At 71.1% G+C, this 13,614-nt stretch carries 10 protein-coding genes and 1 tRNA gene; 4 read left to right on the forward strand and 7 right to left on the reverse strand.

Translation table 11 applies throughout. The features are described 5' to 3' along the window. Positions 1–76 precede the first annotated feature (76 nt). On the reverse strand, positions 77–1,783 hold the full coding sequence (locus tag Q8S40_RS11060) for a hypothetical protein (protein ID WP_305670436.1): 1,707 nt from the start codon (positions 1,781–1,783) through the stop codon (positions 77–79). Between the two features lie 254 nt (positions 1,784–2,037). On the opposite strand from Q8S40_RS11060, the gene Q8S40_RS11065 reads away from it, so the two are divergent. From Q8S40_RS11065 to Q8S40_RS11075, 3 genes are all read left to right on the forward strand, one after another. Further along, a tRNA-Thr gene (locus Q8S40_RS11065) sits at positions 2,038–2,112 on the forward strand. Positions 2,113–2,421: 309 nt separating this feature from the next. Next, positions 2,422–3,621, forward strand: a complete 1,200-nt coding sequence (locus Q8S40_RS11070) for an FIST signal transduction protein (protein ID WP_305670437.1) — start codon at positions 2,422–2,424, stop codon at positions 3,619–3,621. Beyond that, on the forward strand, positions 3,618–5,021 hold the full coding sequence (locus Q8S40_RS11075; protein WP_305670438.1) for a sensor histidine kinase KdpD: 1,404 nt from the start codon (positions 3,618–3,620) through the stop codon (positions 5,019–5,021). The genes Q8S40_RS11070 and Q8S40_RS11075 overlap by 4 nt, the downstream gene beginning before the upstream one ends. Before the next feature lie 29 nt (positions 5,022–5,050). On the opposite strand, the gene Q8S40_RS11080 is transcribed toward Q8S40_RS11075, so the two are convergent. After that, positions 5,051–6,241 carry a fatty acid desaturase gene (locus tag Q8S40_RS11080; protein WP_305670439.1) on the reverse strand — a complete coding sequence of 397 codons (1,191 nt, stop codon included), beginning with the start codon at positions 6,239–6,241 and terminating at the stop codon, positions 5,051–5,053. A 794-nt stretch (positions 6,242–7,035) separates the two neighbouring features. Then, a complete protein-coding gene (locus Q8S40_RS11085; RefSeq protein WP_305670440.1) occupies positions 7,036–7,929 on the reverse strand; it encodes a response regulator transcription factor in 894 nt (297 codons plus the stop codon). A 494-nt stretch (positions 7,930–8,423) separates the two neighbouring features. On the opposite strand from Q8S40_RS11085, the gene Q8S40_RS11090 reads away from it, so the two are divergent. After that, on the forward strand, positions 8,424–9,614 hold the full coding sequence (locus Q8S40_RS11090; RefSeq protein ID WP_305670441.1) for a glycosyl hydrolase family 8: 1,191 nt from the start codon (positions 8,424–8,426) through the stop codon (positions 9,612–9,614). 31 nt (positions 9,615–9,645) lie between these two features. On the opposite strand, the gene Q8S40_RS11095 is transcribed toward Q8S40_RS11090, so the two are convergent. The 4 genes from Q8S40_RS11095 to Q8S40_RS11110 are packed head-to-tail and all read right to left on the reverse strand — an operon-like array spanning position 9,646 to position 13,434. Continuing rightward, positions 9,646–10,020 carry a hypothetical protein gene (locus tag Q8S40_RS11095; RefSeq protein WP_304807014.1) on the reverse strand — a complete coding sequence of 125 codons (375 nt, stop codon included), beginning with the start codon at positions 10,018–10,020 and terminating at the stop codon, positions 9,646–9,648. Positions 10,021–10,056: 36 nt separating this feature from the next. After that, entirely contained in the window at positions 10,057–10,326 is a 270-nt protein-coding gene (locus tag Q8S40_RS11100; protein WP_304807016.1) for a hypothetical protein, read from the reverse strand. A 42-nt stretch (positions 10,327–10,368) separates the two neighbouring features. Continuing rightward, positions 10,369–12,726 carry a glycosyl hydrolase family 28-related protein gene (locus Q8S40_RS11105; RefSeq protein ID WP_305670442.1) on the reverse strand — a complete coding sequence of 786 codons (2,358 nt, stop codon included), beginning with the start codon at positions 12,724–12,726 and terminating at the stop codon, positions 10,369–10,371. A gap of 57 nt (positions 12,727–12,783) precedes the next feature. Then, positions 12,784–13,434 carry a hypothetical protein gene (locus Q8S40_RS11110; protein ID WP_305670443.1) on the reverse strand — a complete coding sequence of 217 codons (651 nt, stop codon included), beginning with the start codon at positions 13,432–13,434 and terminating at the stop codon, positions 12,784–12,786. Positions 13,435–13,614 lie beyond the last annotated feature (180 nt).

Here is a 13,614-nt window from a genome sequence, read left to right on the forward strand (position 1 = left end):
CGGGGTGGCGGCGGCTGCGGCGGCGGCACGGCGCAGGCGGCCAGGCCGGCGGCCAGGACCAGGCAGGCGAGGCGCTTCATGGCGCGGCCGGGCGCAGGGTGAAGCGCGACCAGGGTGCGGCCACGTAATGCGGGCCCTCGCGGGAGACGTGCAGCACGCGCCAGGCGTAGTCCCCCGGGGTTGTCAGCGTCAGATTCTGGTGGTCGGGCGCATCGGGAACGCCGGCGAACACCTCCTGCCACCTGGACTCCCCGGCCTGGGCCAGCACCTCAATGAAGCAGCAGCCGGCCTCGGCCGCGTCCAGCCCCTGCCAGGACAGTCGTACCGGCGCGGCCAAGGGCAGCACCGCGCCATCCGGCGGCTGGCTGGGAACGGGTTCGGCCAGGGCGGGCGGGGGCGGCCGAGGCGCCGGCGCGCTGGGCGGGGGGATGGCGGCTGGATTGGCGGAGACGGCCCATTCCAGCGTGCCGGGCCGCGGCAGGGGGGCGCCCGGCGGGACCTCGCCGAGCGTGGCTGCGGCGGCCTGCCCGGCCGTGGCGGCCAGATCCTCCGCCAGCGCCCGATCCTGCGGGAAGAAGTAGCGCAGCTGGTCGGACGCCCCACCGGCCGAGACCGCGAACGGCGCGCCAGCGGCCACACCGGCCTCGCGCAGCCGCGCCGCCAGGCTGGCGCTCCGCGCGGCGGCGGCGGCATCGCCCCGCGGGTAGGTCAGCACCAGACGCGCCGCCGGCTCCACCGGCGGGAGCGCCGCCGGCTCCACCGGCGGGAGCGCGGCCGGCTCCGGCGGGAGTGCGGCGGCCGGCTCCGGCGGGAGCGGTGCGGTCGGCTCTACCGGTGGTGTCGCAGCCGGCTCCACCAGGGGTGTCGCGGCGGGCTGCGCCGGGGGGGGCGCGGCCGGCGCCGCCGGGGGCGCCTGGTCCAGAGGGGGCGGGGCCGGCTGGGGCGGAGGCGGCGGGTCGCCGGGCTCGGCCACCCCACCAGCAGCCGGCGCGGCGGCGAGTGGCGCGGCAGGGCCGGCTGGCGGCGGCGCCTGCGGCAGCAGCGCCAGCGCCGTGGCGGCCACGGCCAGCACCCCGGCGATGATCCAGCCCAGGCGCCGTCGCGGTGCCTCCGGGGGCGGGGCGGCGGGCTCGGCATCGGCGGCCGGCACCGTCGCGGGCGGCAGGACCAGCGCCTGGCCCGGTGCCGCCGGCGCAGCCTCGGGAAGCGGCAGCACATGCATCTCCGCCGCCGCCCGCACATGTACCGGGCTGACCTGCGTCGCGCCGTCCATCTCCGCCATGAACAGGCTGCTGCCGATCATCACATTCAGCCGGCGCGGCACCCCCGCCGAGGCCTCGGCCAGCTCGGCCAGGGCGGTCGCGGCAATGCGGTCCGAGGGCAGGCGCAGCGTGGCCAGGCGTGCGGCGACATAGGCCGGCACTTCCTCCTCCAGCAGCCCGCCGAGGTGCACCAGGCGGTGCGGCAGCCCGGCCAGCCGGGTGGCGAAGCCGGGCAGCGCGGCCAGCACCGCCACGCCATCCTCCCGCGCCAGGGCCGCCAGCATGGCTTCCTCGATGCGGTCCGCCTCATCCACCAGCAGAATCGGTGGCAGGGGCGTGGTCAGCAGGTCACCGCAGGCGACCAGCTGCGGTGCCTGCCCCTGCGCGCGGAACTGCGCTGCCAGTGCGCCGAGCAAGGTGGTCTTGCCGACGCCGGCTGCGCCCAGAAGGGCGATGATGCCGGGCCGGTCCGCCATGCGCAGCACCTCGGCCTGCGCGATGGACCAGGCCTGATGGGGCACCAGGCGGGCCAGCGGCCGCGCCTCCGGGCTGAGCTTCAGGATGTGGCACCCAAGATTCGATCTCCGTGCCGGTTTCGGTGGCCAGTCTCCCCGCCTGATCCGATCTGGCAAATCATCACCCCGCCAGCAGGATCACGATGTGTTGCCATGCCAGCCCTTCCGAGCCGGCTTAAGGGCGGTGCCGCAATGATGGGGCAGGGGCTTGCGGCGTGCCGGGTGAACCGCTAGGAACCCGCACGCTTTTCAGGCGGTCCGCTGCTGTAGCTCAGTGGTAGAGCACTCCCTTGGTAAGGGAGAGGTCAAGAGTTCAATCCTCTTCAGCAGCACCACTTCCCCCTCGGAATCCATCTGCCGGCGTCGCCCCGCCGCATCCGTCGTGGCGTGATCCGCTTCGTGCTGCATGCGAGCCGACCCTGACCTGCGATCGCCACGCGAATTCGAGGCCTGATCGAGCGGTCCGGCCTTGAGCGGCAGCAATGGTTACTTATCTTTTGCATGTTGAAATTAACGTGCGAAACGATCGATGAATAGGTTGATGCGGTTGCTTGGAGAGAGAGTCTTCTGGCAATCGTTGAACGACGGCCGGAGCTTCAAATCCTGGCTGCGCCCTGGCCAGCTCTGCATCCGGGACTGATCCGATGATCCGCGCCGCGAACGTCAAAAGCTCCAACCCCGCCGTCGCGGCGCGGTCATGCCGGGAGGGCGTTGGCCCCGACACGCCGCTGATGCTGCTGGCCTTCTGCGGCGGCAAGCACGACCCGGATGCGGTGCTGGCCGCGCTGACGGCGGAATTCGGCCCGGTGCCCATCTATGGCGGGTCCGCCGCCGGCGTCATCGGCCGGGACAGCTTCGGCTATGGCGGCTTCGAGATGGGCATCGTCGGCTTCTACGACCCGTCGGTGGTGCCGCAGGCGGTGATGACGGAGGCGCTGCTGGGTGGGGTCCGTGCCGCGGGCCATGCGCTGGGCCAGGCGGTGGGCGGCATCGCCAGCCCGGATGCCGCTGTCATGCTGTTGTTCGACAGCGTGGCCTCCCGTGCCCCGCCGCGCCTGCACTTCGCGAGTTCCGTGGTGGAGGGGTTCCATGACGGCTTCGGCACCACGCCGCTGCAATTGTTCGGCGGCGGGCTGCTGACCGACATGAACCTGACCGGCGGCTGGGTCTTTGCCGGCCGGCGTGTCCTGAAGCACGCCGCCATCGCGCTGGTCTTCCCGCCGGGGATCGAGGTGGAGACGGTCATCATGCATGGCTGCCGCCCGATCAGCTCCTTCATGGAGATCACCCGCATCGACGGGGCGGATGTGTTCGAGCTGGATGACCAGCCGGCGCTCGGCGTGATCGAGCGCATGCTGGGCCTGCCGCTCGGGCAGACCCGCGGGCAGGACCTGTCGCTGGAGGTGACGCTGGGGCAGAAGCAGGGGGACCGCTACACCCCCTACCATGAGGGCGACTACGTCAACCGCCTGATCCTGCGCGCCAATGCCGAAGCCGGCTCCGTCACCCTGTTCGAGCCTGATTTCGCACTCGGTACGGTCGTGCAGATCATGAGCCGCGACAATTCGCTGATGCTCGATTCGGTGCGCCGCGGTGTCGCCGCCATGAACGGCGCGGTGGCGGGGGAGGACAATCTCCTCGCGCTGTACATCGACTGCGCCGGCCGGGCCAGCGCGCGCAGCGGCGCGCCCGTGGAGGAGGCGGAACTGGTCGCGCAGGGTCTCGACCCGTCGATCCCGCTGCTCGGCTTCTACTCCGGCGTCGAGGTCGCGCCGGTGGGCGGCGGCATCAGCCGGTCGCTGGACTGGACCGGCGTGCTCGCCGTGCTGCGCCGCCGCCGATGACGCGCAAGCCGCCGGAGCCCAATCCGCTCGACCGTGAGCTCGCCTATTACCGACGCGAGTGCAACGATCTCGGAGCGCGGCTGCTGCGGTTGCAGGAGGAACAGAGCCAGGCCTTCCGGGAAGCGCGCCGCAGCCGCACCGTCGCCAAGCTGATCCGGGAAGCGCATCGCCTGTCCGATGTCTGCAACCTGCCCGACGAAATCGGCCAGCCGATGCTGGAAGTGGTGGTGGACAACGCGCTGTGCGATCGCGCCGCGTTGCTGGAGCGCATCGGACCGGACGGATCGGCCCGCTTCCGCGTCACCCACGTGATCGGCATGGGTGGCGAGGCCTGGCAGGGCCAGGTGGTGCTGCCGGCGGCACCCAGCTTCTTCTTCACCACCTCCCGCACGCAGCTGGAACCGCCAGCCTATGAGCTGACCTCGATCCTGCGGACCCCCTATGTGCTCTGGGCCTTCGATCCGCTGAGCGGGGTCGCGTTGATCCTCGGCAACCACTCGGAGGGCAATGTCACGCGGCCCTTCGAGACGCGGGACCAGGAACTCGTCGAAGGCGCGCTGTCCGTCTATCTCGACGTGCGCGCGCGCAAGGCGGCGGAGGTCGAATTGCGGGCGGCCAAGGCGGTGGCGGAGGAAAGCGGCGCGGCGCGCGCGCGCTTCCTGGCGACACTGAGCCATGAATTGCGGACGCCGCTGAATTCCATCATCGGCTTTTCCGAAATCATGGCGCCCGGATCGACGATTCCGACGACGGCGGAACAACGCGGCACCTACATCGCGCAGATCAACGAATCCGGCCGCATGCTGCTGGACCTGATCGACAACATCCTGGACTACGCCAGCCTGGAGAACGCGGCACCCAGCCTGCGGCGCGAATGGGTGGCCAGCGACAGCCTGTTCAATGCGGCGCTCGGGGAGGCAGGCTCGCTGGCCCTTCGCCAGGGCGTGACGCTCGATGCGCCCGAGATCGGGCGCGGCTGCGAATTGTTCGTGGACCGGCTGCGATTCCGCCAGATCCTCGGCAACCTGCTGGGCAATGCGGTGAAGTTCACCCCGCCCGAGGGGCGGGTGCGGCTGGGCTTCGCCGTGCAGCCGGATGGCGGGGCGCAGGTCAGCGTGGCGGATACCGGCATCGGCATCGAGGCCACGGACATCGCCCGCGTGCTGCAGCCATTCCAGCAGGCCTCGAACGGCCATCGCCGGCGCTTTCCCGGCACCGGTCTCGGCCTGCCCATCGCCAAGAACCTGGTCGAGGCCCATGGCGCCCGCTTCGTGCTGGAAAGCACCCCCGGCCAGGGCACCACCGTCACGGTGCATCTGCCGCCCGATGCGGTGCGGCTGCAGCAGGACACGCTGGCGGTGCGCCGCGCTGCCGCGACCAATCCCGCCAGCGGAGACTGACGGCCGGGTCCCCTGGACCCGGCCGGGCATCAGCGGCCGATCGTGGCGGGTGCGGTCGCGGCCAGCGTCGCCAGGTTGCTGTCCACCGCCTCGAACAGGCCCCAGCATTCCGTGTAGCCATGCGGGAAGCCCGGCGAGCCGGCCTCGGCATCCTGCTGGCGCGCATGGATGTAGCTGGTCCAGCGCCGTGTGGCGGGGCGGCGATGGTGGAAGTCGTGGCATGGGGCATCGCCGACCAGCACGAACAGCCGGACGAACAGCTGCACCGTCAGCATATCCGCCCACCACGCCGCCCAGCGAAGGCTGCCGCGCAGGCCACCCACATGCCCGGACGGTGGGCGCCGGCCGGCAAAGACGCCGGTGGTGGCGTGGCAGACGAAGCTGCGGTCGCGCAGCGCGATCAGCGCCGCCTCGGGGAAGCGGTGCTCGCACAGGATCCGGTAGATGGTGGCGATCTGCAGCAGCACCGTCACCGGCAGCACCCAGAGGATGGCGAATTCCAGCAGTGTGCCGGTGGCCGCCGCAGCGGCGATCAGGGCGCCCCAGAACAGCCGGCCGGTCCAGTCATGCGCGCGGTCGCCGCTGAACAGCGCCGCCTTGACCCGGCGCTGCGCGAAACGGGCATGGAAGACCGGGGAGATAGTGTTCATGACCACCCGCCGCCACAGCTCCGCCTTCGGCAGGCCCGGCTCCAGCCGGCACAGGCCGAGCACGAAATCGGCGAATTCATCTTCCTCCGTCAGCAGCTTCTTGGCGCTGTGGTGCTTCATGTGCTCGTGCTGGTAGTCGTCGAAGCGCTTGAACAGCAGGCAGGCGGAAACCAGCCGCCCGACCTGGCGGTTGCGTTCGCGGCTGGCGAAGACGGTGCCGTGCGAGCAATGGTGGAAGATGACCACCTGGAACAGGCCGAGCCCCGAGGAGGTGAGCAGCAGCCCGAGCGGCAGCAGCAGCCAGGCCCAGACGGGCGGCGCCGCCAGCGCCAGCGGCGCCGCGCCCAGCGCCACCCCGCCGAGTATCAGCGCCAGCGCGCCGGTGACGAAGCGCCAGGCGGCGATATCGGGCATCGCCTCGCCGCGCGCCGGCATCGCTGTCAGCCAGGTCAGGAAGGGCTGCACCGCGGCGGGCAGTCGGGCGGCCATAGCCTCCCTCGGGGTGTCCGCGACAGGTTCCTGGCTGAGCAGGGCCTCGGCGGTGTCGAAGCGTTCGGGCGACAGATACATCGGCGGCGGACTTCCGGTTTTGGCGCCTGGGTCGGGGCGCTGTTTGTTGCGATGGGAGGGCACATGGCGGTGGGCCGGGGGGCGCGCCAGCGCGGGCGGGTCGCGGGCCGCCCCCGCCCGCCTCACCCGGACCCGTCCGCTCCGCACCCGTTTGCTCCGCAACGGGCCGGTCGCGGCGCCGATGCGGCCAAGGGGCGAATGCCCCACGCCGGATGCAGCCGAAAGCCAGGGGGGACCGGGACGGGGCGTCTTCAACCGCATGGTCGATTCCTCGGCGATCATCGCCTGCGGAGTGCACCAACCTTTATGGTCAGGTTGATATACGTTTGATCAGCAAAATCACGGCCTGTTGATATAGCATGCGCCGCGCTGCTGGCGTTGCCGCGCGCAGATGGCGGTGGTCTGCCGCCAACCCGGCCATGGCGGCCGACGGCTTGGGTGTTAGCCGTAGGCGCCGCCGGCCTCGATATCCAGCGCTTCCCGAACCTTGGCGGGCAGCGCGCGCTGCTGTCAGGCTTGCTCAACAGTGGCGGGGGGCTGCGCAGATGGTCCGGGCCGGACGGGGGCGCGTTTTTGCCAATGGCCTTCCTGCTGAGCGGGATCCATCGCTGATGGCAGTCCTGGCCTCCTAGAGGGGAGGTGGGGTGCCGAAGACACGTCGTAGAGGGCAAGCGGCGGAACGGGCTGCGGGACCGGGCGATTGTCCATTCGCTGCGGGATGCGGTGTTGCGCGGGCCGTCTGGCCCCCCGGCTACGGCCGGATTCCGCAGGGCAGCCGGCCCCGCAGCCGTCGCCTACCAGACGAGGCGGTAGCCCTTGCCGCGAAGCGCCGTGATGGTGATCCGCCCCGCCGAGGCGGCGACCAGCTTCTGCCGGAGGTTGGAAGCAAGCTGGTCCACGCCGCGCTGCTCAGGCAGCAGCCGCCTGCCGAGCACGCGGCCGGCAATGGTATCCCGGTCCGCCAGATTCTCCGGCACGGTCAGCAACAGGTTCAGCAGGCCGGCCTCGCCCCCGGTCAGCCGCGTCTCGGTGCCCTGCGCGGTCTGGATGCGAAAGCGCGATGGCTGCAGGCATAATCCGGCCAGGCTCCAGGACGCTGGCTCGGCGATGGGCAGGGGCAGGGGCTGGGTCGGGTTGGTGGCGAGCGGTGGATCGACCGCCCCGGCCGCGAGATTGGCGTCGAGGCGCCGGCTCAGGGCGCGGATCCGGGCGACCATGGCACGCAGGGAGAAGGGCTTGGTCAGGTAGTCATCGGCGCCGACCTCGAGGCCGATGACGCGATCCACCTCCTCGGTCCGGCCGCTGACGACGATGATGCCGAGATCGGTGCAGCCGGCGGCTTCACGGACGAAGGCGATGCCGTTGCCATCCGGCAGGCCGAGATCGGCGATGACGATGCGCGGATTGTCACTGTGCAGCCGCAGCCTTCCTTCGGCCAGGGTGGCGGCGGTCACGGTGTTCCAGCCGTCCCGCGTCAGCGCCGTGCAGATGGTCGCGGCCACCGCGGCATCATCCTCCAGCACCAGGACCGGGCGAAGCGCCCGCTGCGGCGCCAGTGGTGCAATGCCGGAGGGGGTTGCAACCGCACCGTGCGGATCGGTGGGGGCGGAACGGGGCGGGGTGATTTCGGGATGGGCCGGCACGGAATAAGGCGAGCTGGTGACCAGCAGCGCAGCCGAAGGGGACATTTTCCATAGGCCAATCACGATGGTGTCAGAAAATTCAACCTATAGTGAGAAGGTTTACCGAGTCCACACATAAACGATGAAGCCATACTTCAATTCACGGCCAGACCGAGTTCTGGTCTGACGCGATGCTTTCGATGCAAATACAAAATGTATTTGGTTTCATTGGCTGCCTGACCGTCATGCGGGATTTATTCGCCACGTCGCGCCGGCGGGATCACGCCACGTTTTGCGCAGGTATAGCTGCCGCGCCGATGGGCCCGGGCAGTCTCGCGGCTGACCGCTCCTGGCGTGTGATTCAGGCGATGTAATGCAACGTAGGGTTGGCCGCGGCGGCGCGGGACAACTCCGTACAAAAGCTGGTTCGTGGGCGCCAGGACCGCGCGTTAACCCTTTGGAGACGGATGCGCCACCAAAGGGACCGGGGCATGACCCAGCGTTTGCACCTTCCGCCAAATTCTCAGGCGTCGCTACCGGTCGGGCGTCCCGGCCGCCGGATGCTGCTGCAAGCCGCGCTGGCGGCAGGCGGCATGGCCGCGGGGGGAATCGCCACGGGCCGGCCGGGACCGGCCGCGGCGGCCGCCGTGACGGGCGATTGGCTGGATTTCCGCCGGCGCTTCCTGCATGCCGATGGCCGGGTGCTGGACACCGGGAATGGTGGCATCTCGCATTCCGAGGGCCAGGGCGCGGCCATGCTGTTCGCCGTGCGCTTCGACGACCGGGCCAGCTTCGATCGCATGCTGGAATGGACCCGCGGCGTGCTGCGCCGCCCGGAGGATCACCTCCTGGCCTGGGCATTCCGGCCGGGCGCACCCATACCGGTGCCGGACATGAACAATGCCAGCGACGGCGACCTGCTGGTCGCCTGGTCGCTGGCGGAGGCGGCGGATCGCTGGGGCCATGCCGGCTACCGCGCCCTGGCCACGGACATGGCCCGCGACCTGCTGCGGAAGGCGGTGCTGCGGCAAGGGGGTTCAACGCTGCTGCTGCCGGGGGTCGAGGGGTTTCTGAAGCACGACCATGTCGTGGTGAACCCCAGCTACTACGTCTCTCCCGCCTTCCGTGCCCTGGCACGGCTGGCGCCGGCCCCGGAATGGCGGGCGCTTGAGGAAGGTGGCGTGGCACTGGCGGACCAGGCCCGCTTCGGCCGCTGGCGCCTGCCGGCCGACTGGGTGGCGCTGCCGCGCGGTGCGCTGCGGCCGCGGCCGGCCCAGGGCTGGCCGGCGCGCTTTTCCTACGACGCCGTCCGCGTGCCGCTGAACCTGGCCTGGGGCGGCCATGCGCAATCGGCGGCGCTGCGCGCGGCGGTGGATTTCTGGCTGGACCCGGCGCATCCGGCACCGCCCGCCTGGGTGGACCTGCAAACCGGCGCGCTGGCGCCCTATGCTGGCGATGCCGGGCTGCGGGCCATCGTCCAGCTTGCCATCGCCACCCTGGCCGGAAGCGGGCGGGAGGAGGCGCTGCCCCGCGTGGCGGAAGCGACCGCCTACTACCCCGCCGTGCTGGTCATGCAGGCCCGGCTGGCCTGGGCCGAGCGCAGCCTGACCGAGGGGGCCTGCAGCCCGCCCGCACGGCTGTCCCAGGCCCCGGCCACGCTGGCGAACCCGGGCCAGGGGGGTGCCGAGAGGGGTGGCGCATCCGGCTGGCTGCGCGGCATCTGGCCCGCCACCTGGTCCGCCGGCGGATAGGACGCCAGCGGGCCAGGCCTGGCGCCTCGGTTCAGCTCGGTGTCACCGTCAATGCATTGCCGGTCAGCGTCGCCGTGCCGGGGCCGGCCACGGTCAGCGGGGTGGTCAGCGGCGAGAAGGTCAGCGGATTGCCGCCGCTCGCGGCATCGAACAGGCCGACATGGGTCAGCGTGCCGGCAGCAGCGGTGAAGGTGAAGCGAATCGCCTCCACATTCCGCTGCATGCCGGTGCCGGTGAAGGTGGCGCGCTGGCGGGCATAGCCGGTGCCCGCCGGCTCGCCGGTCAGCCCGGCGGCGGCGCTGCCGCCGGTGCCGAGCGCGGCCCAGACGGCGGTGGGCAGGGTGGGCAGCCGGGCGCAGAGGGCGCGGCCCAGCAGGTTCTTGGCGTGATCGGTCAGGTCGGTCATCCGGAAATCCTCGCTTTCAGGGGTGGGAAGGGCGGCTCAGAAGCCGCCGAGCAGGGCGCGGAACAGTTCCGGCCCGGCCGGGGCGAGGCCGGGCGGCAGGGGCACCTCGCCCTGTGCCGCGACCGCCACATAGGCGACGCCGTCGAAGGTCTGCGGCGCCTGGCCGGCGGCAGGGATGAAGCCGCCGATGCGCGGATCCACCGCATCGGCCGGTTCCTCCCCGGCTGCGTGCCAGCCAAGGGCACGCAGCGCGGCGCTCGCATCCTCTGGGCTGCCTTGCCAGCAGATCATGGTCCATTCGGTCATGGGCGGTCCTTGTGGTTTGGGGGGGCGGTTGCGCCGGACGCGTCAGGGCGCCGCCGCGCCGGACAGCAGCAGCACCTTGGTGGTGCCGCCATCGGGGCTGAAGGCGAGCAACGTCGCCAGGCCGCCGGCGCGGATCCTGGTCAGCCCATCCGGGTTGCTCGGCGTCGTGGCGGTGAAGCCGGTCAGCGTGATGGCGAGGTCGGTGGTGCCGCGATTGGCGATCAGGCAGGTGAAGCCATCGCCGGTCGCGGCCCAGCTGATGCTGAGCGTGGTGCCCGTATTGGCGCTGACCAGCCGGCCATGATGCGCGGCCAGCGTCAGAGCCGTGGCACCTGCGGTTGCGACCACGGGCAGCCGGCGCGTGGTGAATTGTGCGTCGACATAGCCCTTGCTCGCCGCCTGCGTCGCGGCGGTCGGGTCCGCTGGCAGCACCAGCGGGCCGGTCAGCGTGACGGTGCCGGTGGCGCTGATGCGGAAGCGTTCCGCCAGGCTGCCGCCATTGCGGGTCTCCACCACGAAGGCACCGGCTTCGGCGCCCGTCGTCACCGCCTCGCTGATGCCGCCGGCGCGGGCGAATTCGGTCTCCGCCCCGGCCAGGTTGCGGCCGCTGAAGGCGAGCTGCCCCAGCGCGTGTCCCGCCACCGGCGTGGTGGAGGCACGGCGCAGCGTCAGCTTCATCGGCGCCGTCATGTCCGACGGCGCGCCAAGGACGACGCCGCCATTCGGGTTGGCCTCCGGATCGCCGCCGATCGCCAGCGGCGCCAGCGCCCCGGCACCGAGATTCACGCGATACGAGATGGCGCCGTCCTGATTCTCCAGGTCCAGCTCCGCACCGAGCGATTCGGACCTGCGGCGCAGCAGCGCGCTGGTCTGGTCGGCGGACGAGCCCAGCGCCTGAAGCCGGTTGCCGACGAGCGCGATGCGCGCCAGATCCGCAGGCGTCTGTGCCTCGAAGGTGGCGGAGCGGGTGTCGGAGGCGACGACGGAAAGGCTGTCCCCGGTGCTGGCGAGATAGACGCGGGCGGCCGGCAGGTCGCAGGCCACCAGGGTCAGCCCGCCATCGATCACCTCCACCGCGCGGCCGCCGCCATCGCCACCGACCATGACGCCGACGAACTGGTTGTCGCCCTGATTGCTCGCGGCGGAATTCACCATGATCGCGGTGGCCATGCTGCTGATGAAGCCACCGACCCATTTGGTGCGGAAGGCGGTGCCCTGGATCAGCGCCCCGATGGTGAAGGGATCCTTCAGCGATAGCAGGTCATCCACGCTGCAATTGTGCATCTGGATGGATTGCGCGCCGAGACCGAGGTCGAAGCCACGGTCGTAGCCATAGCAGAAGCAGTTGACGAATTCGGCGACATCGCTGTCTTCCACCCGGAAGGCCGTTCCGTTGCGCCGGTTGTTCCAGACGCTGAGCGTGCCGCCACCGGACCAGCTGCCGGAGAAGGCGGGGCCCTGCAGATCGACCCGCGTGGTGTCCACCACGGTGACCATGAAGCGGCCATTCGCCGCCGGCACACCGGTGATGCCGTACATGTTCACCACATCGCCGGTGACCAGCCCATGCGTGGCGGAGGTGGTGATTCGGATCGCGCCGCTGCCGTTGTTGGCAACGGCGGAAACGCTGCGCGTGTACAGCGACGTGCCGCCGATGTTGCCGGTCAGGAACGGCCAGAAATGCACGTCATGGACGCGGGAGATGTCATAGGTGCGGGTCAGGAAGATGCCGTTGCGGTTGTCGCCACGCACCCGGCGCACATTCAGGCGCTGGCTGTTGTCGGACCGGATGGCCAGGTCGAAGCCCAGGATCAGCAGATCCTCCACCATCACGTCGTGATGCGTGCCGGACGCATCGCCAACGGTGATGGCCGTGCCGGCCATGCCGGCGCGCAGATTGACACCGGCGCGCATCGAAGCGGGTGGTGTGCCGAGGCCTTCCCGGATCAGCGCCAGCGCGCGCAGCGCGCCGGCGCGCAGGATCTGCACGGTGCGGGCCGAAGACAGCAGCAGCGTGCCGGGGACGGTGCGGTAATCGGCCGCCAGGCGCTGGCCGCCGGGGAAGGTATTGGGACCTTCCAGGCAAACATTCTCCTTCACCACCAGGTTGGCGCCGGCAACACGGTAGCGGCGCGGGCCGAGGCGGACGGTGCCGCCGCCGCCGGCGGAGGCGGCATCGATCGCGGCCTGGATCGCGGCCGCATCATCGGTCGTGCCATTGCCCACGGCGCCGAAATCCCGGACGTGGAACATGCGCTCGGCATGCACGCCGGCGGTGATCTGGGCGAAGGTGGCGCGGCGCGTCTGCGCCGCGCCACCACTGCCCTGGACGATGGGCGTGATGTCGGCTGCGGCGAGTGCCGCGGCAACCGGCAGGTCTGAGATCTTGGCGTCGGCCATGAGGGGATCGGCTCCGAACGTGCGGGGAAGGGGGAGGGGCGGGTCGCCGGGCGCGGCTCAGACCAGCAGGCGGTTGCCATCCTCGATCAGCAGCGCGCCGCCCGCCTGCAGCAGCAGGCCGAAGGGCAGCGTGACGCTGAAGGCGGGGGAGGTGTCGGCCACCGCGCCGTCGCTGGTGGAGACCACGCGCAGGCGGTAGCCGGTGCCCGGCGCAGGTGCCGGCAGGGCTGCGGTGGCGCTGCCGCCTGTGACGGTGGCCAGCGTCGGGCCGCGCACCACGGCGCCGCCCGCATCGCTGATGCTGAAGGCCACCTGCGCCACCGGCCCGGCCAGCGTGGCGGAGGCCTGCACAATGCCGTTCGAGAGGATGCCGGCCGCGAGCGGGCCGAGGATGACGGTCATCGCAACCGCGGTCGCCGTCTGCGAGACGGAAAAAACCTGCGCACCGCGGATCTGCACGCGGAACGGGGCCTGGGAGCTGTCCAGCACCAGGCCCGCGGCGACGACATCGCCGACGCGCACCGGCAGGAAGGACATGGAATCGGAGGCGAGCATCACGATGATGTCGCCGGTCGCGAGCCGCGCGGCCGCCGGCTCGAAATAGCCCGGCGCCAGCGCATCGGCGCGGCTGTCGGTGGTGCGGTACAGCCACATGGTGAAGCCGGAATTGGTGACCAGCGGCACCAGGGCCGTGTTGACGAAGGGCATGGGCGGGGCTCCGTTCGGACGCGCGGCGGGCAGGGCGCGCGAGAGCGCGTCCCGGGCGGGGTGGGTCTAAGTATTAAAGCCTATGAGATGAGGGGCAGCGCCCGGACATGACCTGGCCGCTTGCGCGCCAGCCAGGGGATTTTCGGGGCCACCAAGGGACAATGCGAAGGTCGCAACTCG

Origin of the sequence: Falsiroseomonas sp. (assembly GCF_030695085.1) — a bacterium.
Taxonomy (GTDB): domain Bacteria; phylum Pseudomonadota; class Alphaproteobacteria; order Acetobacterales; family Acetobacteraceae; genus Falsiroseomonas.